General features: G+C 62.9%; 21 protein-coding genes. 8 read left to right on the forward strand and 13 right to left on the reverse strand.

Annotated elements, in window-relative coordinates; all coding sequences use genetic code 11:
- The first annotated feature begins 73 nt into the window (after nucleotides 1-73).
- On the forward strand, nucleotides 74-1,345 hold the full coding sequence (locus AYR47_RS26320) for an MFS transporter (protein WP_033903239.1): 1,272 nt from the start codon (nucleotides 74-76) through the stop codon (nucleotides 1,343-1,345).
- Here the strand turns inward: AYR47_RS26320 and AYR47_RS32320 are convergent.
- Nucleotides 1,247-1,786, reverse strand: coding sequence for a cytochrome b (locus AYR47_RS32320; protein ID WP_082462001.1), 540 nt, complete (start codon nucleotides 1,784-1,786; stop codon nucleotides 1,247-1,249). The two genes, AYR47_RS26320 and AYR47_RS32320, sit on opposite strands and share 99 nt — an antisense overlap.
- Entirely contained in the window at nucleotides 1,783-2,865 is a 1,083-nt protein-coding gene (locus AYR47_RS26330) for a catalase family peroxidase (RefSeq protein ID WP_061448959.1), read from the reverse strand. The genes AYR47_RS32320 and AYR47_RS26330 overlap by 4 nt, the downstream gene beginning before the upstream one ends.
- A gap of 167 nt (nucleotides 2,866-3,032) precedes the next feature.
- Here AYR47_RS26330 and AYR47_RS26335 point away from each other — a divergent pair, with 167 nt between their 5' ends.
- Both AYR47_RS26335 and AYR47_RS26340 read left to right on the forward strand, forming a co-directional pair.
- Entirely contained in the window at nucleotides 3,033-3,539 is a 507-nt protein-coding gene (locus AYR47_RS26335; RefSeq protein WP_016976147.1) for an RNA polymerase sigma factor, read from the forward strand.
- Nucleotides 3,536-4,273, forward strand: a complete 738-nt coding sequence (locus AYR47_RS26340) for an anti-sigma factor family protein (RefSeq protein WP_033903242.1) — start codon at nucleotides 3,536-3,538, stop codon at nucleotides 4,271-4,273. The genes AYR47_RS26335 and AYR47_RS26340 overlap by 4 nt, the downstream gene beginning before the upstream one ends.
- Here the strand turns inward: AYR47_RS26340 and AYR47_RS26345 are convergent.
- The 7 genes from AYR47_RS26345 to AYR47_RS26375 all read right to left on the reverse strand — a co-directional run bounded on the left by AYR47_RS26345 (nucleotide 4,270) and on the right by AYR47_RS26375 (nucleotide 10,574).
- Nucleotides 4,270-5,244, reverse strand: a complete 975-nt coding sequence (locus tag AYR47_RS26345) for a Csu type fimbrial protein (protein ID WP_191983034.1) — start codon at nucleotides 5,242-5,244, stop codon at nucleotides 4,270-4,272. The genes AYR47_RS26340 and AYR47_RS26345 overlap by 4 nt on opposite strands.
- Entirely contained in the window at nucleotides 5,241-7,535 is a 2,295-nt protein-coding gene (locus tag AYR47_RS26350; protein WP_156487833.1) for a fimbria/pilus outer membrane usher protein, read from the reverse strand. Before AYR47_RS26350 ends, AYR47_RS26345 begins: the two co-directional genes overlap by 4 nt.
- A gap of 139 nt (nucleotides 7,536-7,674) precedes the next feature.
- Entirely contained in the window at nucleotides 7,675-8,463 is a 789-nt protein-coding gene (locus tag AYR47_RS26355; protein ID WP_033903246.1) for a fimbrial biogenesis chaperone, read from the reverse strand.
- Nucleotides 8,464-8,488: 25 nt separating this feature from the next.
- On the reverse strand, nucleotides 8,489-8,977 hold the full coding sequence (locus tag AYR47_RS26360) for a Csu type fimbrial protein (RefSeq protein ID WP_033903247.1): 489 nt from the start codon (nucleotides 8,975-8,977) through the stop codon (nucleotides 8,489-8,491).
- Between the two features lie 2 nt (nucleotides 8,978-8,979).
- Nucleotides 8,980-9,522 carry a Csu type fimbrial protein gene (locus tag AYR47_RS26365; RefSeq protein WP_025999725.1) on the reverse strand — a complete coding sequence of 181 codons (543 nt, stop codon included), beginning with the start codon at nucleotides 9,520-9,522 and terminating at the stop codon, nucleotides 8,980-8,982.
- Between the two features lie 18 nt (nucleotides 9,523-9,540).
- Nucleotides 9,541-10,083 carry a Csu type fimbrial protein gene (locus tag AYR47_RS26370; RefSeq protein ID WP_061448960.1) on the reverse strand — a complete coding sequence of 181 codons (543 nt, stop codon included), beginning with the start codon at nucleotides 10,081-10,083 and terminating at the stop codon, nucleotides 9,541-9,543.
- Entirely contained in the window at nucleotides 10,077-10,574 is a 498-nt protein-coding gene (locus AYR47_RS26375; RefSeq protein WP_061448961.1) for a Csu type fimbrial protein, read from the reverse strand. The genes AYR47_RS26370 and AYR47_RS26375 overlap by 7 nt, the downstream gene beginning before the upstream one ends.
- A 215-nt stretch (nucleotides 10,575-10,789) precedes the next feature.
- On the opposite strand from AYR47_RS26375, the gene zapE reads away from it, so the two are divergent.
- Complete coding sequence (zapE, locus tag AYR47_RS26380) at nucleotides 10,790-11,884, forward strand: cell division protein ZapE (protein ID WP_061448962.1); 1,095 nt, start codon at nucleotides 10,790-10,792, stop codon at nucleotides 11,882-11,884.
- Nucleotides 11,885-11,923: 39 nt separating this feature from the next.
- The gene (locus AYR47_RS26385; protein ID WP_061449488.1) at nucleotides 11,924-13,207 is read left to right on the forward strand and encodes a protein kinase; all 1,284 of its coding nucleotides are present in this window, start codon (nucleotides 11,924-11,926) and stop codon (nucleotides 13,205-13,207) included.
- Nucleotides 13,208-13,240: 33 nt separating this feature from the next.
- Here AYR47_RS26385 and AYR47_RS26390 read toward each other — a convergent pair whose 3' ends face one another.
- Both AYR47_RS26390 and AYR47_RS26395 read right to left on the reverse strand, forming a co-directional pair.
- On the reverse strand, nucleotides 13,241-13,948 hold the full coding sequence (locus tag AYR47_RS26390) for a YebC/PmpR family DNA-binding transcriptional regulator (protein WP_016976136.1): 708 nt from the start codon (nucleotides 13,946-13,948) through the stop codon (nucleotides 13,241-13,243).
- Between the two features lie 99 nt (nucleotides 13,949-14,047).
- Complete coding sequence (locus AYR47_RS26395) at nucleotides 14,048-14,905, reverse strand: LysR substrate-binding domain-containing protein (protein WP_033903251.1); 858 nt, start codon at nucleotides 14,903-14,905, stop codon at nucleotides 14,048-14,050.
- 110 nt (nucleotides 14,906-15,015) lie between these two features.
- On the opposite strand from AYR47_RS26395, the gene AYR47_RS26400 reads away from it, so the two are divergent.
- The 3 genes from AYR47_RS26400 (at nucleotide 15,016) to AYR47_RS26410 (ending at nucleotide 17,633) form a co-directional block, all read left to right on the forward strand.
- Nucleotides 15,016-16,137, forward strand: a complete 1,122-nt coding sequence (locus AYR47_RS26400; RefSeq protein ID WP_061448963.1) for a 2-aminoethylphosphonate--pyruvate transaminase — start codon at nucleotides 15,016-15,018, stop codon at nucleotides 16,135-16,137.
- Nucleotides 16,134-16,961: a phosphonoacetaldehyde hydrolase gene (phnX, locus tag AYR47_RS26405; RefSeq protein WP_033903254.1), complete on the forward strand. Its 828-nt coding sequence runs from the start codon at nucleotides 16,134-16,136 to the stop codon at nucleotides 16,959-16,961. The genes AYR47_RS26400 and phnX overlap by 4 nt, the downstream gene beginning before the upstream one ends.
- 114 nt (nucleotides 16,962-17,075) lie before the next feature.
- Nucleotides 17,076-17,633 (forward strand): cytochrome b, encoded by a 558-nt coding sequence (locus tag AYR47_RS26410; protein ID WP_016976132.1) that lies wholly within the window; start codon nucleotides 17,076-17,078, stop codon nucleotides 17,631-17,633.
- On the opposite strand, the gene AYR47_RS26415 is transcribed toward AYR47_RS26410, so the two are convergent.
- Nucleotides 17,623-18,507 carry a 1-aminocyclopropane-1-carboxylate deaminase/D-cysteine desulfhydrase gene (locus AYR47_RS26415; protein WP_033903255.1) on the reverse strand — a complete coding sequence of 295 codons (885 nt, stop codon included), beginning with the start codon at nucleotides 18,505-18,507 and terminating at the stop codon, nucleotides 17,623-17,625. The genes AYR47_RS26410 and AYR47_RS26415 overlap by 11 nt on opposite strands.
- A gap of 57 nt (nucleotides 18,508-18,564) precedes the next feature.
- Nucleotides 18,565-20,604 carry an NADPH-dependent 2,4-dienoyl-CoA reductase gene (locus AYR47_RS26420; protein ID WP_061448964.1) on the reverse strand — a complete coding sequence of 680 codons (2,040 nt, stop codon included), beginning with the start codon at nucleotides 20,602-20,604 and terminating at the stop codon, nucleotides 18,565-18,567.
- Nucleotides 20,605-20,778 lie beyond the last annotated feature (174 nt).

Consider the following 20,778-nt stretch of genomic DNA (forward strand, 5'->3'; position numbering starts at 1 on the left):
ATGTAGTTGCAATATAAAACCTGAATCCTTACGGTACAACTGGTTTCATTTTAAAACCATAAAGGATATCCCCATGCCTTCCTCCCCCTTGAGTAACAAAGTGGTGGTGCTGTTCGCCATCGCCTGCGGCCTGTCAGTGGCCAATGTCTATTACGCACAGCCGTTGCTCGACGCCATGGCCGAGACCTTCGCCATGGACCACGCCACTGTCGGCATCATCATTGCCCTCACCCAGGTCGGTTATGGCGTGGGCCTGTTATTGCTGGTGCCACTCGGGGATTTGCTCAACCGGCGCAAGCTCATCGTCAGCCAACTGCTGCTCTCCACGCTGGCCGTGCTGGTGGTGGGATTGTCCTCAAACAGTTTCTGGCTGTTGGCCGGCATGGCACTGACCGGCCTGTTGGCGGTGGTCGCTCAAGTGCTGGTGGCATTGGCTGCTCATCTGGCGTCGCCCGAACAGCGCGGGCAGGTGGTGGGGTTGGTCACCAGCGGTATCGTGGTCGGTTTGCTGCTGGCCCGCACGGTGTCTGGCGCGATGGCCGACCTGGCGGGATGGCGCTCGGTTTACTTGCTGTCGGCGGGCTTGACGCTGGTGATGGCGATCTTGCTGTGGCGCGTATTGCCAAGCACCGAACAACCGCGCGCCACCGGCACTTATGGTGCGCTGCTCCGCTCGGTCTTCAGCCTGTTCAAGGAGGAAAAGGTCCTGCGTGACCGCGCCGTGCTGGCGATGTTGATTTTCGCCGCCGGCACCGTCTTGTGGACGCCACTGGTACTGCCCTTGAGCGCCCCGCCGCTGTCGCTTTCCCATACGCAGATTGGCCTGTTCGGACTCGCCGGCGCCGCCGGAGCACTTGGCGCTGCCCGCGCCGGTCGCTTGGCCGACAAAGGCTTTGCCCAGTGGACCAGCGGCACGGCATTGCTGCTGATGCTGCTGTCCTGGGTCGCCATCGGTTTTACCCAATCATCGTTGTGGGCATTGGTGCTCGGCGTGATTGTGTTCGACCTGGGCCTGCAAGCCGTGCATGTCACCAGCCAGAGCCTGATCTACGCCGTGCGCCCCGACGCCCAGAGCCGGCTGGTGGCCGGCTACATGCTGTTTTACTCAGTGGGCAGTGCACTGGGCTCCATCAGCGCAACCGCACTGTATGCCTGGGGCGGTTGGATTGGGGTGTGTGGCCTCGGCGCCGCCATCAACCTGCTGGCGCTGATCTACTGGCTGGCCACACTGCCCCCTGGGCCTGTTTCAGTCCTTGCTGCCGGTCATGCTTTGCAGCACGCCGTCACGGCGGATCACCCCATGGAACAACGCCGCCGCCAGGTGCAACAGCACGGTCAGGAATAGCAGATAGGCCAGGAACCCATGGGCCCTGCGCAGCACCGCGAACAACGGCGCGTTCGCCCCCACCAGCGCCGGCAACTGCACCGAACTGCTAAGCATTACCGGGTCGCCCGCCGCCGAAATCATCGCCCAGCCCAGCAGTGGCAATACCAGCATCAACGCATACAACACCAGATGGGACGCCTTGGCCGCCAGCGCTTGCCACAGCGGCAAGTCAGCAGGCAACGGCGGTTGGCGCGTGGAGAAGCGCACGACCAAACGCACGATCACCAAGGCCAGAATCGCGATCCCCAGCGGCTTGTGCAGGTGGATCAACCACTCATGCCGCTCCGAAACCGAGGCCGCCAGGCCCGCGCCGATAAACAGCATGGCGATGACCATCAGCGCCATCAGCCAATGCAGCAGGCGCGCCAGGGGCGCGAAAAACCGGGGTTGGGCATTCATGGCTTCGACTCCTGAGGGGCGCTGTGCAACGGGCTGACTTCACCGGCGCGACGCAGGTACGAGCTGGCGTACGCCGCCGAACGGGCCGCCAGCAACGGGTCATTGGAGGCTTCGATACCGCTGGGCAGAATCAGTGGATCAAAGTTGATATCGCGGCAATCGCCATTAGCCTGCGGCTGGCTGCTTTGCAGCACCAGGGTGCCGGCATTGATGATTTTATGCTCGCCGGTCCAGGCCTTGCTCGCATCGTCCACGGGATCGCCGGGGTTGGCCAGGGTCATGTTCAACTGCCAGCGCAGCGGCCCGGTCGCCAGGCGCTGGACCAGGTCCTTTTCCAGGAAATCACCGCCCGCAGGCGCGGTATCGCCCGCCGCATCCTGACTCTGCGGCACCACGCCCCAACGCACGGCCTGGCGCTTGCCATCGGCCCCTACCAGGAAGAACGCGTTAATGCCGTTGTAGGTTTCGGTCGCATAACTGGCCGAAGGCTTGGCGGTCTTGACCCACGCCAGGAACGGCGCCGTCTCGGGATGAGCAGCAAAAAATGCCGGCATGCTCGCAGGGTCGGGCTTGCCGGTGGCAGGCTGCGGCGCACCGGCCTTGAGCATTTGGTAGAACGCCTCGGGCGTGCCCACAGGGAACACCGGCATGCTGTTCATGCCGGTGCGCCATTGCTGGCCGTTGGCCTGGCTGAACTGCACGGCAAAACTGCGGATCGGCACACTGCTGTCCGGCGCGTAGGGGTTACCGCTGGGCAAGGCGAACCGTCCGATCAACGGCGTCTTGGCCTCGCTGAACACCTGGGCGCTGGAGTAGGCGCGGGCTTCTGCACTGCTCTCGAAATACCCGGCCACGCACACGCCCTTGGCGTGGTTACGCCGAAAGCCTGGGTGCACGCCGTTGTTGGTTTCCAGGGCATTGACCAGGGTTTTCGGGCGCAAGCGCTGTGGGTCGAGGGTGCCGTTGACGTAGGCAAAAGCCCCCGCCATAACCGCAACCACGGCACCGATACCTGCCAGGCGCGCGATCAGGCTCGCAGTGCTCACCGGAGGACGGGGCGGTGATGAGTGATCTACCATGAAGGAACTCCAGGGCCAAAGGCCTTAGGGGTAAATATAAGGTCGGAGTATTAAGACGAACGCCGATCGGCTCTATTCCCTGGCCTTTGATTTATTTCCCTGGATCGGGAATAACCTTCAACGCCGTACGTCTCTCTAGTCCCAGCGTAGTGACCAGCCAGATTCCCATGCATGAACTCGACGAACAGTTACGTGAACTCATCCCAAGGCTACGGCGCTTTGCCGTGTCCCTGACCCGTAACGCCAGCAGCGCCGACGACTTGGTGCAGTCGACCCTGGAACGGGCGATCATCAGTTGGGCCGACAAACGCGTCGAAGGCGACTTGCGCGCCTGGCTGTTTTCGATCCTCTACCGGCAGTTCCTCGACGCCCACCGCCGCACCCGTCGCTATGCGCGCATGCTGGAGTTCTTCACCGGGCGTGACGATGCACAGCCGTCGGTGGAACGCACGGTGATCGCCCAATCGACCCTGCAAGCCTTCGATCAACTCAACACCGAGCAGCGCGCGCTGCTGCTGTGGGTTTCGGTCGAAGGCCTGAGCTACAAGGAAATCGCCGAGATTCTCGAGGTGCCCATCGGCACCGTGATGTCGCGCCTGTCACGGGCGCGCCAAGCCCTACGTCAACTCAGTGATGGCGAAATTGCCAGCCCTTCCCTGCGGATACTCAAATGATCAGCCTGCCCCCCAGCGAACGCGATTTGCATGCCTACGTCGATCACCAACTGCTGGAGAGTGATCGCCGCGTGCTTGAAACCTACTTGGCCGCCCACCCGGATGTCGCCGCCCAGGTCCACGCCTGGCAACACGATGCGCAGTTGCTGCGTGCCGCGTTGGGCGGCGCCCTGCAACAGCCGGCCAACCCAGACCTGGACCCGGCACTGATCCGTCAGCGCATCAAGCGTCAATCACGGCGCCACTTTGCTACGGCCGCCGTGCTCCTGATCGCCGTCAGCCTCGGCGGTGTCGGTGGCTGGCACGCCCGTGAAGTCACCCAGCCGGTCCAACTGCCGATGGCCGATGCGATGCAGGCATTCCGCCTGTTTGCCCAGGACGGCATCATGCCCGCCGACTACAAGGTGCAGGGCGGCGGCACGATGCAAGCTTGGCTCGACCGCTACTTCAACCAGGCGCACCGCCTGCCGGACTTGAGTGCTTCCGGGTTCACGCCGGTCAGCGGGCGCCTGCTCACCACTGAGCAAGGCGCCGCGGCCATGGTGCTGTACGAGGACCCGCAAGGCCGGCGCATCAGTTTCTATATCCGCCCACCGGGACCGGAAAACGGTTTCCTGCCAAGAGGCAGTCGCAGTGCCGATGGCTTGCAGGCGCAATACTGGTCGGGTGCCGGCTACAACTATGCGGTGGTCAGCCCGGTGGATCAGCCTAGCCCGCCGCTGCTGAAGTTCTAGAAACCGACGTCAAGCACCACGTTGTCCAGGTAGGTGCCGGCCGGAGGCGTGGACTGATCGGTGTAGATCCTGGCGTTGTAGTTGAACACCTGGCTGCCGATGCCCAGGCCGTTGCCGGGGTTGATCTCGGCGGTGGAGCTGTCGCGACGCGCTGCGCCCACACTGCCCCAGCGCGTGGTGCCGGCGCTTTTGAAGATGTCATAGGACAGGTAGTTGCTGCCCGAGATCATCCGCCGCCGACCGCCCACGCTGACGGCGTTCTGGCCGTCGCTCAAGCCGACGTTGTAGGCACTGCCTTTGGTGCAGGAAATACTGATGGTCTGGCCGGTGACGGCGGTAAACCCGCTGATGACAGGCGCGCTGCCAAAACTGATGTTGGGCGCGGTGATCTGGCAGTCGTTGGTGACCGTCATGCTCACCGTCAATGACGCGGTACCACTGCCAATATCCCGGCCGGCGCAGATGCCGCCGATGCCAATACCCGAACAATAGTTCCAGCTCCAGGCGATGCTCAGGGTCTCGGTGTACAGGCCTGCGGCGACGTTACTGCCGGTAATGCTGCTCACGTACAGCGGCAGGGTTTTCGCGCCGGGGCCCGCAATCAAGCCAAAACTCTGAGCGATCCCGCCGGCGCCGCCGAAGTCAAATTGCGCCCCGCGCGTGATCGGAAAGCTGGTGGTGTTGTTACCGTAGATCGTGTAGCCGATGACATCACCGGTAGGCCCGACCATCCCGGTCTTGGATGAAGTAATCGTCGCGTAAAAATGATCGGTGGACACCAGCAGCGAAATCAACGCCGAGGTGCAGCTCAACCCTGAATTGGTCGTCGAGCTGGCCTGTACGGCTGTGCGCACCGCCATGGAACTCATAGGACCGAAACTCGCCGGTGCCGTGGTCACCACGGAACACGCCGCCATGGCCGGTCCAGCAAACATCAAGCCCATCAGACACAGCCAGCCCGTACGTTTCATTGGCACACCAACGGCCCGATCAACGGCACGCCCTGTTGCTGCTCCTCCATCTCAAAACGCGCCTGGCACGTACGCCCCTCGCCTAGCGTGACCTGCAAGGTGTTATGGGCCGAGAGGTTTTCCAGGTACACCAGGCCATCCCAACCCACCACCGCCTGCTGGCCGCTTTGTTCATGCACCACCAGGCTGCCCAGGGGCAATTCCTGATGTTGGGTGTCCACCAGCGTGACACTCGCCGCGAGCACCCGACGCAATGGAAACTCCAGCAGGTAGCCGCTGCCACGACGCACCGACACACGCTGCTCCACATTCGGGCTCTGCACGTTGAGCGGGAGGTTCAACGGATCGATTTCATATTTGCCGCGGTAATACGCACTGCTCCAGGGCACCAGCAGATGGCCGTTGCGGTCGGTCTCGCCGACCAACTGGTTTTCATAGCGCACCGGAATCCCGGCGAAACCCTGGGTACTCACCACCACAAAGGCGTCGTTGATACGGTTGGCGGCAAACATATCGCCGCCCATCCACACCAGCGAGCCACTGGCATCCGCCCAGCGCGTCTCGGCGTCGCTGCTGCCGTACACACCGGCCTGCAACTGCACCGACTGCAAGCGCCAGGTCAGGTCGGCCTGCCGGTATGCCGGGCCATCGCCCTGGGCATAACCGAGGTTGTAGCCCACCCCACCTTCGCTCGGCACCGCACGGCTGTAGTTGAGGCGCTGGCGGCTGGCGCCATCTTTGCTGCGCTCGGTACTCACGGCCAGGCTGCCGTTGAGGTCGAACGGGATGACAAGTTGCGCCTGCATCGCCCAGTTGCTGTCGCCGATCTCACGGTTGGCCGACAGGTAGAAACTGGTGTTGTGCCACAGCGGCTTGCTCCAGCTTAGGTTGAGCAGGCGCGTGCGCGAGTCGTCCGCTGCCTGTACGTCGAAATAACCTACGCCCAGGCTGCCGAAACGCTCAAGGTTGAGGCTCAGGGTCACCTGCTCACTGCGTTTGCTGAGGCTGGCGTAGGGGGTGTCGACCAGGGTCAGGTCAGCGTACTCATCGCGCCGCTCGACCCGTTGGTACGAAAGGCTGTAGCGCGTGCTGTTGTATGAATACCCCAGGCTCAGTTGCTGGCCGCTGCGTCCTTCGAACTGGCTTTGGCTGACGGCGGTGTTGAGCACGCCGAAGTTGCCCAGCCGCAGGTTGCCACCCAGGCCGCCGAGGGTCAGGTCACTGGACGCCTCGGCATGGCTTTCCAGGGTCAGGTTGTCGGAAACACCATAACGAAAGGTGCCGCTGGCGACGCCAGGCCCGTAGGCGAAATCTTTCAAGGTGTATTCCCGGCGCAAGGAACCGGCGGCCACCGAAAAATCCGTCAGGCCTTTTTGCAGCAGCGAACTCGTCACATAAAACGGCACCGTGGTCGACACCTGGCGACCCAGCGCGTCGGTGGTCACCACCACCGCCTCACCCGCACCATTGATAAACGGCACATTGGTCAAGGTGTAAGGCCCGGGTTGCAGCAGCGCACTGTCGGATTTGTAGCCGTTGATAAACAGGTCCACCGAAGACGGCACGGCGGCTTCACCGGCAAATTGCGGCAAAGGGTAGGTCACCAGGTCCGGGCGCACGGCGAAGTCCCGTGAAAACTGCACACCGCCCAGGCGTACCGAGCTGCTCCAGGGCAAAGCACCGCTGATCACGTCACCGGCCTCGTAGGTCAGTAGTCGCTCATCATCGGAGAAACGCCAGGTGGTGTCATAGCGCCGGTAGCCATTGTTGAAGGTACTGCTGCTGATCCCATCGGCCAGAGTCTGGCGATACTGCCCGGTGTTGGACAAGGTTCCCCAGTTGTCGAACAGTCGCACTTCGTTCCAGGCGGCGAGGTAGCTGCCACCTTCGTCAGTGTCGTTGAAGTACAGGTCATAGTTGAGCAAGGCACCGAAACTGCTCATCGCCTGGGTGCGCGGGTAGGTGTTGCGGTTGCCGATAAACTGTTCCTTCAACCACGCCGGCGGCACATCCAGCAGCAGGCGCTGGCCATTGCTGTCGTAGTCACTGTGCAGGCCTGGGATCATGTCCAAACCTACGCTGCCACTCAGTTCACCGGGCAGCTTCATGCCCACATCCTGCAGCGCACTGGCGGGTACGTAGAGTTGCCCGGCGCGTTGATCGACCGCGATGACGCGACCGGTGTCCATCTGGTTGACCACCAGCTCCAGAAACAACTGTGCATCGGCGACAGCCTCCATACTGCTCGGCGGCGGTGGCAGGTCGCCAGCCACGCTTTGGGGCGCAACCATTGCAGCCCATAGCCCGCTTACCACTGCTACCGACGGCCATAGACGACGAGTCCGACCACGACTCACACATGGCGTTGTGTCCTTCAATGGACATCTCCATCCGTTTAAAACCCGGAGCGTCCCGCCCCGCTACACTCGGTTACCGCTTCGGCGCGAGGCTCTCCAACTGTTGCGCACCGTTGATCCTGACCTGCAGGGGCTGATCAGCCGACAGCGCATCCGGCACCGGCCAGCGCATGGTCGCGCCCGGCAACACGTAGCCCAATAAGCCATCGACCAGGGGTTTGGTCTGCCCGCCCTGTTTGAATGAAGCATCGGTAAGGCGCGCATGCACGGCGCCTTGGTTACGCACCTCGATATAGTTGCGCCCTGCCACCGTGACCTTGTGCCAGCTCAAGTCCGGCTTGCCGGCGCCGTTGGGGTCGCGCTGGCGCGTACTGTCTTCCTTGCTCCACAGGCCCGCGCCATAGGCGAACAGCGGCACCGAGTAGCGCATCTGGAAGCGAATCGCCGCTGCAGTGTTCTTGCCCTCTGGCGGCGTCGGCACCTGCAAGGGCGAAGGGATTTCATCGATGATGATGCGGTAGGCCAACTCTTGCCCTGGTGGCACTTCGCGGGTGCGAGTCAGGCGTACCAGTTGTTTTTGCCCCGGCTCGATTCGCGCCACCGGCGGGCTGCCGATCACATCGCGCTGGTTCTGGTATTGCTCGTCGAAGCCGCTCTGGCTCCACGCAAACACACGAATCTGCAGGCTCGCAGTTTCGCTCCCACGGTTTTCCAGCCATAGCGCACTGGCCTGTTGATCGGCCTCCAGCACCGGGTCGATGGGCCAGATCAGCACAGAACTGGCCGCCTGTACGAACCCCGCCGTGCACGCGGCACTCAAGGCAATACCCGCGGCCCACAGCCGCCGGGAAGGTGAACGCATAACCCCACTCCTTATACCGATAGCCTTACCACGTCAGCTGCACCTGCAGCGTGTCGCTGTATGTCCCCCCAGGCTGATTGCCCGGCAATTGCACCCGCCCGTAAATGGGCAGGTTGATGTTATTGGCATCGCTGTAAACCACATTGACGCTCTGGCCGATCCCCAGGCTCTGGCTGAACGCCGCATCCCGAAACAGCTGGTAAGCCACCCGCGCGCTGCCGCTGTTGAGCTGCAAATTGCGCCCGGTGCTACTGTGCAGGCCGCCGTCGACACTCATGCTCAGCGTCACCCCCGGCGTACATTGCAAGGTGACGCCCCCGGTCAACGCCGCCGTGACCGTGCTGGTGGCCAGGGCCGAATAACTGCCGTAGGTCAGCGCGCCGTAATTGGAGCCCCCGCCCACAATCAGGCAACCCGGTGTGATGGTCGCGCTTACCTGGAAGCTCTGGCTGGTCACCGCCGACAACGGCAGCGGCACCGCCAGCGCACAGGCCAGCAACGCTCTGAGCCACATCGCTAGAACGTCAGTTCCACGGCCACGGTGTCGGTGTAGGTGCCGGCTGGCAGCCCCGCCTTGCCCACCGCCCGACCGTAGAGGTTGACGGTCTGCGCCACGCCGGTACTGGTGGCGAGGGTGATCACGCCGTCGATTGCCAACAGCGCGGAGTGACCGCTGTCGGTGTAGAAGTCGTAGGGCACGAAGTTGCCCGCACCGTCGGCCAATGCACGGCTGCCACCGGGAGAGGCACCGTCATGCGCACCCGCGCGCACCTTGACCGCTGGCGTAGTGCCGCTGGAACACAGGATCGACAGCGCCCCGCCGGTGCCGGTGCCACCGAGCAACTGGGCATCGGCGTTGGTGAACAGGCTGTTGGTGGTGCCGAAGTTCAAGCTACCGAAGTTCAGCCCGGTCGCTGCGCCGGAACCGTTGACTTGGCAACTGGCGATCAATATCAGGCTTGAGGTGATCTGCCCGGTGACCGTGGTTGCCGCATTGAGGTTGGAGGCCATCGCCAGCCCCAGCGCGCAAGCGCCTAATCGCGAAACAAGTACATGCATGGTTTTCATCCTCTAGAGTTACCAGTCCAGTGTCACCGTCAACGTGTCGGTGTAGATCCCTGCCGGTAAGGCACTGGTATTTGCCACCACGGAGCCAAACACCGGGATCGGTATCTGGGCGCCCTTGGCCACGACAAAATTGCGTTGCTGGCCGATGCTGTAGGTGCTGCGGCCCTGGGGATCGGCGGACAGCCGATACGGAATCATCAGACGCCCATTGCTCAGGCGCCGCGTGGTGCCATCGCCGTTGGTGCCGCCGTCGATAGTCACGGTAAAGCTCGAGACGGACGGGTTGCACGACACCGCCAACGGCGCTTTTTCGCCATCGGTGACGCCTGCGCCCAGCGTGTTGCTCCAGGTCGGGCCCTGGCTGCCGAAGTCGAGCAGCGCCGTACCGCCCGTGGGGTTGACCGGCGCGCTCTCGACGCCTTTGCTCACTTCGCAACTGGCGGTGATCACCAGCCGCGCCTGGATAAACCCGGTCGCGACAGCCGCCTGCGCGTCATCCGCCAGCACCAGCAGGCCGCCCATGGCCACAACGGCCAGATAGCGGCTCACCATGTGACCGTGACCTTGAGCAGGTCGGTGTAGCGGCCGACGGCGGGGATGTCCTTGAGCGGCTCGATGCGGCCATACAGCGGCAGGTCAACGAAGCCTGCGTCCGGCACGCGACCACTGATCGGCACATCCACCGGTAACGGCACGCGCCGTGCGGCGTCGGCATAAATACGATAGGGAATGGGTTTGATCGAAGGGGTGGCGCTGAGGTAGCGCACGTCACCGGTGCCGCCGTGCAGGCCGCCATCCACACGCACCTGATACGGCGTGTCGGGGTTGCACTCCAGGCGCGGCTGGCGCTGGCTGATCAGTGCCGCACTCAGGGGCCCGGCCGGGTCGTCCAGACGCGCGCCGCTGCCGAAATCCAATACGCCAAGTTGCTCGATGCCAGCACTGCGGGTGGTGCCCACCAGCTGGCAGCCCCGCTGCACCTCGATACGCACCTCCACCTGGAGTTGTGCACCGAAAGCCGTGCTGCAGAGCATCGCGCCCATGACTGCCAATACTGCTCGTCCCTTCACTGCCCCAAATCCTTGTACAGGGGTGACTGCTGTGTAGGAGGTTAGTCACTCAGCGAGAAACTGCCAGTCTGGGCAGGTTTACAACCGTGACATGCCTTTTCGAGATGGCATGCAGCGCCCTTCTCTATTGGTCAAAACGCAGCCATCGCCCTAAAGTGGGCGACCACCGAAACACAGAGTGATTTGCATTGGCCGCGTTTTCCCTGATCCGTCGCCTGCTCGGTAAGAAAACCGACGCCCTCGACGCCTCGCCCATCCCCGCGTTCTTCCAGCAAAAAGCCGAGCATCAGGGGTATACCCTCAGCGCCGGGCAAACCCGAGCCATCGCTGCCCTGGCCCGAGAAACCCGCCTCCTGCTCGCCGGCCAGCCTACCCGCAGCTTGTACCTGCACGGGCCGGTGGGACGCGGCAAAAGCTGGTTGCTGGACGGGTTCTTTCAGGCGCTGCCAATGGCCGAGAAGCAGCGCGTGCACTTCCATGATTTTTTCGCCCAACTGCATCGAGGCATGTTCACGCATCGTGAGCAGAACGATGCGCTGGCCGTGACCCTCGATGAACTGCTGACGGATTGCCGAGTGCTGTGTTTTGACGAGTTTCACGTCCACGATATCGGCGATGCCATGCTGATCACACGCCTGTTCAAGGCCCTGTTCGAGCGCGGCGTGCTGGTGCTGGTAACGTCCAACTATGCGCCACAGGGGCTTCTGCCCAACCCGCTGTACCACGAGCGTTTCAAGCCGGTGATCGACCTGATCGATGCACGCATGGAGGTGTTGGAAGTCAGTTCGCCCCAGGATTTTCGCAGCCTGCCTCAAGCCCAAAGCGCACAACGCTTTACCAGCGGTCAGTACGTTTGGCCGGGGACTGCGCACCAGCGCGAAGCCTTGGGTCTTCCCGCTGCCGACTGCCCGCCACAGCCCCTGGCCGTCGGCAACCGGACCTTGATCTGCCGTCACCACGCAGGCCGATCCATCGCGTTCACCTTCAGCGATCTTTGCGAGCAATTGACCGCAGTCATGGACTACCTACTGCTGTGCCAGGACTACGATCACTGGATCATCGACGGCCTGCCACAACTGGCGGACTGCCCGATCGCCGTGCAGCAACGCTTCATCAACCTGGTGGATGTGCTTTATGACCGCGACAAGCACCTGATCCTGATCGGCGAGCAGCCCCTCGCGATTGCCCTGGGCGGCCAGGCTATCGACCTCGCCCGAACCGCCAGCCGTCTGGGACAATTGCAACAGGCTGACCCGCAACCCGCGCACGAACCGGTATCATGAGCGTCATTTACGCCTTCTAGCCGAGTGACCGCGCCGTTCATGCATACCCTCGCCCAACTCAAGGCCGGCCAATTGGCCGGTATCACCCGCCTGGACCTGTCCTGCGGGCTGACTGAATTCCCTCGGGAAATCTTCGAACTGGCCGACTCCCTGGAGATCCTCAACCTCAGCGGTAACGCCCTGAGCCAACTGCCCGACGACTTGCACCGCCTGCCCCACCTGCGCGTGCTGTTCTGCTCGGACAACCGGTTCACCGAGTTGCCGGCAAGCCTTGGCCAATGCGCCAAGCTGAGCATGATCGGCTTCAAGGCCAACCAGATAAGTCATGTGCCCGCCGCCGCGTTGCCGCCGTTGTTGCGCTGGTTGATCCTGACCGATAACCGCATCAGCCAGTTGCCCGACGAACTGGGCAAGCGACCACTCCTGCAAAAGCTGATGCTGGCCGGCAACCAACTGGCGCACCTGCCGGCAAGTCTGGCCAACTGCCACAATCTCGAATTGCTGCGCATCGCCTCCAACCGCTTCACCCAATTGCCGGATTGGCTGCTGGCACTGCCGAGCCTGACCTGGCTGGCCTATGCCGGCAACCCCGTTGAAATGGCCGTGGACGTAACGGCCGATGACGCCACGCCGAATATTCCCTGGTCCGAACTGGAACTGGCCGAAGTCCTCGGCGAAGGCGCTTCCGGCATTATTCGCAAGGCCCTGTGGAAACCGTCAGGCCAGCCCGTTGCGGTCAAACTCTACAAAGGCACCATCACCAGCGATGGCTCGCCGCTGCATGAAATGCAGGCCTGCATCGCCGCCGGGCTGCACCCCAACCTGATCAAGGTACAGGGCCGCGTGGTCGGCCACCCGGATGAGCCGGCTGCACTGGTCATGGACCTGATCGACCCGAGCTACCGCAACCTCGCGGCCCTGCCGAGCTTGGCGTCGTGCACCCGCGACATCTATGAACCGGATACGCGCTTCAGCCTGGAAGTGGCACTGCGCATGGCGCGAGGTATCGCGTCGGTCGCCGCGCACCTGCACCGGCACGGCATCACCCATGGCGACCTGTATGGCCACAACATTTTGTGGAATGCAGCCGGCGACTGCTTGCTGGGGGATTTCGGCGCGGCATCGTTCCATGCCACGGCGGATAGCGTGGAAACCAGGGCGTTGCAGCAGATTGAAGTGCGGGCGTTTGGGATTTTGCTGGGGGAGTTGTTGGAGCGGGTTGATGAACAGGTCAGTGACGAGCTGGTCGCGCTGCAAATACGCTGCTGTCAGCCCGATGTGTTGGCGCGGCCGGGGTTCGACGAAATAACGCTGACCCTGTAGGAGCCCGGCGGGCCGGACTCCCGAGAGGATTTTTTAGCCTGCCAACCCGACAAACATATCCTGCACGTCATCATGGTTGTCCAAGCCTTCGAGGAAGGCTTCAACCTCGGCCATCTGCTCATCGCTCAAACCGCTCACCGGGTTTTTCGAGAGGTAGCCCAGCTTGGCCGACAGCACGGTGAAACCCTGCTCCGGCAAGGCTTTTTGTACGGCGTCGAGGTCGGTGGTCTCGGTGATGAACAGGGTAGTGCCTTCTTCTTCACCCTCTTCGAAATCCTGGGCACCGGCTTCGATGGCGGCCATTTCCGGATCGGCGTCCGGGCTGTCCGGCGAGGCTTCGATCAGGCCGACGTGGTTGAAGTCCCAGGCCACGGAGCCGGAAGCGCCCAGTTGGCCCTTGCGGAAGGCCACGCGGATTTCCGCCACGGTACGGTTGATGTTGTCGGTCACGCACTCGACGATCAGCGGCACCTGGTGCGGCGCGAAGCCTTCGTAGGTGACGCGGTGGTATTGCACGGTTTCGCCGAGCAGACCGGCGCCTTTCTTGATGGCGCGGTCCAGGGTTTCCTTGGGCATCGAGGCCTTTTTGGCCTGTTCCACCACCAGACGCAGGTGGGCGTTGGTGGAGGTGTCGGCGCCGTTGCGGGCGGCGATGGTGATTTCTTTCACCAGCTTGCCGAAGATCTTGCCCTTGGCATTGGCTGCCGCTTCTTTATGTTTGACTTTCCACTGTGCGCCCATGACTCACTCTCTGTTGTCCATCGCGCCCAAACGTCTACTGGCCGGCGCTTTGGGGGCAGAGTTTATAGCGCAAAAACGCAACGTTCCACCAAAAAACCGTCAGGGCGCCAACTCGAAAAACGCCTGAATCAGGCGCAGCGAGCGGCGCCGCTCCATGCAGCCGAGCATGTGCCGGTTCACCAGCCCATCGCCCTGGACCGGCACCGCACGCACGCGCGGGTCCGGACTGACCTCCATGGACGACACCACGCCTACGCCCAACTCAGCGGCGACGGCTTCGGTCACCGCTTCACGGCTGTCCAACTCCAGCAGCACCTTGGGCTGTACGCCGGTTGCGGCACAGGCGTCATCGAACGTGCGCCGGGTGATGGAACTGGGCTCGCGCAGCACCATGATCACCTCGTTGAGCTGCTCCAGGCGGATACCTTCGGGCAGCGCCGCCCACGGGTGACTGGCCGGCACCAGCGCGCAAATCCGCGATTCGTTCAAGGGTTGCAGATGCAGGCCGTTGCGCGGCTCCACCTCGGTAAGCACCGCCACATCCGCATGCTCGGACAACAGCGCCGCCAAGGTTTCCTGGGCATTGCCCAAGCGCAGGTTCACGGTGATGCCGGGGTAGCGCGCGCGCAGGCTGGCGATCATCGGCATCACCAGGTGCGGGCCGTCGGCCGCGACTTCCAGGCGCCCGGTGAGCAATTGGCGATTGGCCTCCAGCATCGTCTGCGCTTCGTCCACCAAGCCGAAGATGGCCCGAGTGATCGCCGCCAACCGCGCGCCCTCCTCCGTCAACTCCACGCGCCTGGCGGTGCGACGCAGCAACGGGATCTGGTAGTGCTCTTCCAGCGCCTTGATATGCCCGGTCACCGCCGGCTGGCTGATGAACAGCCGCGCCGCCGCACGGGTAAAACTGCCCTCGCGGGCCACGGCATCGAACGCACGCAATTGAAACAGGTTCATAGATATCGGCCTCACTGATAGCTCGCATAACAACAAACAATTTGATTGATGACAAGCCAAACTGCAATTTAGGCGCCGTAGATTCATCCGATGCTTCGCGAGGACTAATAATGACGACGCCCATCCTGCTCACGCCCGGCCCGCTGACCACCTCCGCCCGCACCCGCCAGGCCATGATGGTGGATTGGGGTTCATGGGACGACCGCTTCAACCAGCTCACCGCCAGCGTCTGTGAACAGTTGCTGGCAATCATCGACGGCGCGGCCAGCCACCACTGCGTGCCGTTGCAAGGCAGCGGCACCTTCGCCGTCGAAGCCGCCATCGGCACCCTGGTGCCGCGCAACGGCAAGGTGTTGGTACTGATCAACGGTGCCTACGGCAAGCGACTGGCGAAAATCTGTGAAGTGTTGGGCCGCGAGTTCAGCACCTTTGAAACCGCCGAAGACCAACCCACCACCGCTGCCGATGTGGACCGCCTGCTGCAAGCCGACAAGGCCATTACCCACGTCGCACTGATCCATTGCGAAACCAGCACCGGCATCCTCAACCCCCTGGCCGAGATCGCCCAGGTCGTGAAAACCCACGGCAAGCGCCTGATCATCGACGCCATGAGTTCCTTTGGTGCGCTGCCGATCGATGCTCGCGACGTGCCGTTCGATGCGCTGATCGCCGCGTCAGGCAAGTGCCTGGAAGGCGTACCGGGGATGGGTTTTGTCTTCACCGATAAACAGGCACTGGCTGCAGCCCAAGGCAACTGCCACTCCCTGGCGATGGACCTGTTCGACCAGCACGCCTACATGACCAAGACCGGCCAATGGCGTTTCACCCCGCCGACCCACGTGGTGGCGGCCCTGCACGAAGCGCTGCTGCAATACGCCGAGGAAGGCGGCTTGCCCGCCCGCCATCAACGCTATGCACGCAACTGCCAGGCACTGCTCGACGGCATGGCGGAACTGGGCCTGCGCAGCTTCCTGCCGGCGCAAATCCAGGCGCCGATCATCGTCACCTTCCACGCCCCATACGACCCGCGCTACCAGTTCAAGGACTTCTACGAACGGGTCAAGGCCAAGGGCTTCATCCTGTATCCGGGCAAGTTGACTCAGGTGGAAACCTTCCGCGTGGGCTGCATCGGGCATGTGGATGCAGCCGACATGCACGCCGCCGTCACCGCCATCGCCGACGTACTGCACGCCATGGGCATCACCCTTTATTCTTCCGGAGCACACGCATGAACTATCAGAACCCCAACACCCTGCAAGCGGTGATCCTCGACTGGGCCGGCACCGTGGTCGACTTCGGCTCTTTCGCTCCCACGCAGATATTCGTCGAGGCCTTTGCCGAGTTCGACGTGCAGGTCTCCATCGAAGAAGCCCGTGGCCCGATGGGCATGGGCAAGTGGGACCACATCCGCACCCTTTGCGACCAACCGCAGGTTGCCGAACGCTACCGCAAGGCGTTCGGCCGCACGCCAACCGATGACGACGTAACCGCCATCTACCAGCGCTTCATGCCGTTGCAGATCGAGAAAATCGCCGAACACTCGGCGCTGATCCCCGGCGCCCTCGACACCATTGCCCGGCTGCGTGTGCAAGGCATCAAGATCGGCTCCTGCTCCGGCTACCCCAAGCAAGTCATGGATAAAGTCGTCGCCCTGGCTGCCACCAACGGCTACATCGCCGACCACGTGGTCGCCACCGACGAAGTGCCCAACGGTCGCCCCTGGCCGGCCCAGGCCCTGGCCAACGTGATCGCGCTGGGTATCGATGATGTGGCGGCGTGCGTGAAGGTCGACGACACCGTGCCGGGTATCCTCGAAGGCCGTCGCGCCGGCATGTGGACCGTGGCCCTGACCTGCTCCGGCAATGCGCTGGGCCTGACCTACGAACAGTTCCGCAGCTTGGACGCCGCGACCCTGGCCAGCGAGCGCCAACGCATCGAGGCGATGTTCGAAGGCTCGCGCCCGCACTACCTGATCGACACCCTCAATGACCTGCCTGCGGTCATCAGCGACATCAACGCACGGCTGGCCCGTGGGGAAATGCCGCAGAGCCACTGACCGAGGTCAAAACCACGACACTTACGCCAGGCAAACCGCTCAAAACCGGCATACAGTTAAAGGACTCCATCACCAAAGAATGGAGGTTTGCCCTGATGAGTGAGGAAACCAGCGATGCCGTGGAAAAACTCCGATACACGTTACAGCACCATGTCGATCGCGTTGCACTGGTTGATGGTGGTGCTGCTGGCGGTGGTCTACGCCTGCATTGAATTACGCGGCCAGTTTCCTAAAGGTAGCGGTGCGCGGACGTTGATCGTCGAGATGCACTTTATGTTTGGCCTCACGGTGTTTGTGCTGGTGTGGTTGCGGTTGTTCGCACGCAGCCTTGGCGTGGCGCCGAAGATCGTACCGGCACCGCCGCAATGGCAGAGCCTGTTGGCGACCCTGATGCACGTCGCGCTCTACGCGTTGATGATCGGCATGCCGATTGCCGGCTGGCTGATCGTCAGTGCCGAAGGGCATTCGGTGATGTTCTACGGGATGGAATTGCCGCCGTTGATTGGCGAGAACAAGGCACTGGCCAAGGAGATCGAAGGCTGGCATGTGTGGTTCGGCAAGGTCGGTTATTGGCTGATCGGGCTGCATGCGCTGGCGGGGATTGCCCACCACTACATCCTGCGGGACAACACGGCGTTACGCATGATGCCAGGCAAGCGCGCTAACCCATGAAGCCCCGGTTGCCCTGAAGGCCGCCGGTGTGGACGAAGATCAGGCGAGTACCGGGGGTGAAGCGCCCGGCCTCGATCTGTTGCTTCAATGCGAGTAAGGCCTTGCCGGTGTAGAGCGGCTCCAAGGGCAAGCCGCAGGTTTGTTGCGTGGCGTCGATGAAGTCGAGCAGCACCGGGTCGACGTTGGCGAAGCCACCTCGGCTGGCGTCCAGCAGTTCATAGCCGTCCTGCACAAGGGCGTCGACGTTCTGTGCCACGCCGTGGTCATCCGGCACCGCCATGGCGCCATACACCGGGTGTGCGCCCGCTTCCGCCAGCACCAAACCGGCCAAGGTCGTCCCCGTACCCGCCGCCAACCACCACGCGTCGTAATCCGCCCAGCCCAGCGTGGGCAACTGCGCGCGAACCTGCTCGACCAGCACACCACAGCCAATCGCACCGGCAAGCCCGCCACCGCCTTCAGGCACGGGATGGAGATCGGGATACTGCTCACGCCAAGGTTGCCAAAAGCCCGGCTCATGCCGCGCACGATAGCCGCCATACCCCAGCCAATGCAGCTGCATGCCGAAGGCTTCCAGGTCTTGGATTGTGGGAGTGTCTTGAGGATGCCCGCGCAGCAGGCCAACCGTGGGAAAACCGAAGCGTTTGCCCGCCGCCGCCAGCGCATGCAAATGGTTGGAGTAGGCACCGCCCAGGCTGATGATGCCGCGAGCGTTTTGCGCCTGCGCCAAGTGCCCAGTGAGCTTGAACCACTTATTGCCGCTGATCAGCGGGTCGATGCGGTCCAGGCGCAACACGGCCAGCTCGACACCTTTCAGCCAATCCAGGCGCAAAGGTTCAAGCGGTGCGTGGGGCAGCCAATCGAAGGGACCCATTGGGAGGGACCTGCATGAAAAACGGGGCGGTAGTCTAACACCGCCCCGCTTCGGGTCTTACAGCTCGGCGGCGAGGCGCGAGCCCTGGTTGATGGCGCGCTTGGCGTCCAGCTCGGCCGCCACGTCGGCGCCGCCGATCAGGTGCACGTTCTGACCGGCCTCGACCAGGCCGTCCTGCAATTCGCGCAACGGGTCCTGGCCGGCGCAGATGACGATGTTGTCCACCGCCAGCACCTGGGGTTCGCCCTCGGCGCCGATACGGATGTGCAGGCCTTCATCATCGATCTTCAGGTACTCGACACTGTTGAGCATCTGCACCTGTTTGTTCTTCAAGCCGGTGCGGTGGATCCAACCGGTGGTCTTGCCCAGGCCGTCGCCGACCTTGGAGGTCTTGCGCTGCAGCAGGAACACTTCACGCGCCGGGGCATGCACCTGGGCCTTGATCCCCGCCACGCCGCCTCGGGCTTGCAGCTGGGTGTCGATGCCCCATTCCTTCCAGAACGCTTCGCGGTCCAGGCTGGTGGACACGCCCTGGTGCACAAGGAATTCCGAGACGTCGAACCCGATACCGCCCGCACCGATCACCGCGACGCGCTTGCCCACCGGCTTGCGCTCCAGGATCACGTCCAGGTAGCTCAGCACCTTGGCATTGTCGATGCCTGGAATCGCCGGGGTACGCGGCGCAATCCCGGTGGCGAGGATGATCTCGTCATAACCGCCTGCCGTGAGTTGCGCCACATCGACGCGGGTGTCAAGGCACAGTTCGACGTGGGTGGTCTGCAATTTGCGCTTGAAGTAGCGCAGGGTTTCGAAGAACTCTTCCTTGCCCGGCACACGCTTGGCAATGTTGAACTGGCCGCCGATTTCACTGGCGGAATCGAACAGGGTCACTTGATGACCGCGCTCTGCCGCCACCGTGGCAGCCGCCAGGCCCGCAGGACCGGCGCCCACTACAGCGATCTTCTTGATCTGTTTGACCGGCAGGTAATTGAGTTCCGTCTCGTAGCACGCCCGAGGGTTGACCAGGCAGGTGGTCAACTTGCCGCCGAAGGTGTGATCCAGGCAGGCCTGGTTGCAGCCAATGCACGTGTTGATCTCATCGGCACGCCCGGCGGCAGCCTTGTTGACGAAGTCTGGGTCAGCCAGAAACGGCCGCGCCATGGAGACCATGTCGGCGTCGCCCTCTGCCAGAATCTGCTCAGCGATTTCCGGCGTGTTTATGCGGTTGGTGGTGATCAGCGGAATCTGCACCGCACCGCGCAGCTTGGCGGTGACTTTGCTGAACGCACCACGGGGCACCTTGGTGGCGATGGTCGGGGTGCGTGCTTCGTGCCAGCCGATCCCGGTGTTGATGATCGTCGCGCCAGCACCTTCGATCGCCTTGGCCAACTGCACGATTTCTTCCCAAGTGCTGCCGCCTTCCACCAGGTCGAGCATCGACAGGCGGAAGATAATGATGAAGTTCGGGCCCACGGCCTCACGCACACGGCGCACGATTTCCACGGCCAGGCGCATACGGTTTTCGTAGCTGCCACCCCAACGGTCGGTACGGTGGTTGGTGTGAGCCGCGAGGAATTGGTTAATGAAATAACCTTCGGAACCCATGATTTCCACGCCGTCGTACTCAGCCACCTGGGCCAGCAGCGAGCAGGTGACGAAATCCTGGATCTGCTTTTCGATGCCCTCTTCGTCCAGCTCCTTGGGCTTGAACGGGTTGATCGGCGCCTGGATCGCGCTCGGGGCGACCTGCTTGGGGCTGTAGGCATAGCGGCCGGCGTGGAGGATCTGCATGCAGATCTTGCCGCCCGCCTCGTGCACGGCCTGGGTCACGATCTTGTGTTTCTGCGCTTCTTCGTCGGTGGTCAGCTTGGCCGCGCCAGCGTAAACACCACCCTCGTCATTCGGGCCGATGCCACCGGTCACCATCAAGCCCACGCCGCCACGGGCGCGCTCGGAAAAATAGGCCGCCATGCGCTCGAAACCGCCGGGTTTTTCTTCCAGGCCGGTGTGCATCGACCCCATCAGGGTGCGGTTGCGCAAGGTGGTAAAACCCAGGTCCAACGGGGCCAGCAGGTGCGGGTAGGCAGCAGCGGTCATGGTCAAGCTCCACAACGGATCATCACGGGACGTGGCAGGCTCGAATGGCCTGCCATCGGTTTATGTCCCACAGACTAAGAGGCAGTGGACGACGGCTCAATGACTGAAACTGACAAGTTATTGATCCAAATGCACAGCGCCCCTTGGCAAGCCCGCTCATGGGCCCTACCCTAG

This window comes from Pseudomonas azotoformans (genome assembly GCF_001579805.1).
Lineage (GTDB): Bacteria > Pseudomonadota > Gammaproteobacteria > Pseudomonadales > Pseudomonadaceae > Aquipseudomonas > Aquipseudomonas azotoformans_A.

Excerpts from the sequence above, each read along its gene's own strand:
- AYR47_RS26385 (WP_061449488.1), top strand. The coding sequence starts at position 11,924 with ATGCATACCCTCGCCCAACTCAAGGCCGGCCAATTGGCCGGTATCACC.
- AYR47_RS26395 (WP_033903251.1), bottom strand. The coding sequence starts at position 14,905 with ATGAACCTGTTTCAATTGCGTGCGTTCGATGCCGTGGCCCGCGAGGGC.
- AYR47_RS26370 (WP_061448960.1), bottom strand. The coding sequence starts at position 10,083 with ATGGTGAGCCGCTATCTGGCCGTTGTGGCCATGGGCGGCCTGCTGGTG.
- AYR47_RS26355 (WP_033903246.1), bottom strand. The coding sequence starts at position 8,463 with ATGCGTTCACCTTCCCGGCGGCTGTGGGCCGCGGGTATTGCCTTGAGT.
- AYR47_RS26365 (WP_025999725.1), bottom strand. The coding sequence starts at position 9,522 with ATGCATGTACTTGTTTCGCGATTAGGCGCTTGCGCGCTGGGGCTGGCG.
- AYR47_RS26400 (WP_061448963.1), top strand. The coding sequence starts at position 15,016 with ATGACGACGCCCATCCTGCTCACGCCCGGCCCGCTGACCACCTCCGCC.
- AYR47_RS26350 (WP_156487833.1), bottom strand. The coding sequence starts at position 7,535 with ATGGTTGCGCCCCAAAGCGTGGCTGGCGACCTGCCACCGCCGCCGAGC.
- AYR47_RS26390 (WP_016976136.1), bottom strand. The coding sequence starts at position 13,948 with ATGGGCGCACAGTGGAAAGTCAAACATAAAGAAGCGGCAGCCAATGCC.
- AYR47_RS26360 (WP_033903247.1), bottom strand. The coding sequence starts at position 8,977 with ATGTGGCTCAGAGCGTTGCTGGCCTGTGCGCTGGCGGTGCCGCTGCCG.
- AYR47_RS26415 (WP_033903255.1), bottom strand. The coding sequence starts at position 18,507 with ATGGGTCCCTTCGATTGGCTGCCCCACGCACCGCTTGAACCTTTGCGC.
- AYR47_RS26340 (WP_033903242.1), top strand. The coding sequence starts at position 3,536 with ATGATCAGCCTGCCCCCCAGCGAACGCGATTTGCATGCCTACGTCGAT.
- AYR47_RS32320 (WP_082462001.1), bottom strand. The coding sequence starts at position 1,786 with ATGAATGCCCAACCCCGGTTTTTCGCGCCCCTGGCGCGCCTGCTGCAT.
- AYR47_RS26320 (WP_033903239.1), top strand. The coding sequence starts at position 74 with ATGCCTTCCTCCCCCTTGAGTAACAAAGTGGTGGTGCTGTTCGCCATC.
- AYR47_RS26420 (WP_061448964.1), bottom strand. The coding sequence starts at position 20,604 with ATGACCGCTGCTGCCTACCCGCACCTGCTGGCCCCGTTGGACCTGGGT.
- AYR47_RS26410 (WP_016976132.1), top strand. The coding sequence starts at position 17,076 with ATGCCGTGGAAAAACTCCGATACACGTTACAGCACCATGTCGATCGCG.
- phnX (WP_033903254.1), top strand. The coding sequence starts at position 16,134 with ATGAACTATCAGAACCCCAACACCCTGCAAGCGGTGATCCTCGACTGG.
- AYR47_RS26335 (WP_016976147.1), top strand. The coding sequence starts at position 3,033 with ATGCATGAACTCGACGAACAGTTACGTGAACTCATCCCAAGGCTACGG.
- AYR47_RS26330 (WP_061448959.1), bottom strand. The coding sequence starts at position 2,865 with ATGGTAGATCACTCATCACCGCCCCGTCCTCCGGTGAGCACTGCGAGC.
- AYR47_RS26375 (WP_061448961.1), bottom strand. The coding sequence starts at position 10,574 with ATGGGCGCGATGCTCTGCAGCACGGCTTTCGGTGCACAACTCCAGGTG.
- AYR47_RS26345 (WP_191983034.1), bottom strand. The coding sequence starts at position 5,244 with ATGAAACGTACGGGCTGGCTGTGTCTGATGGGCTTGATGTTTGCTGGA.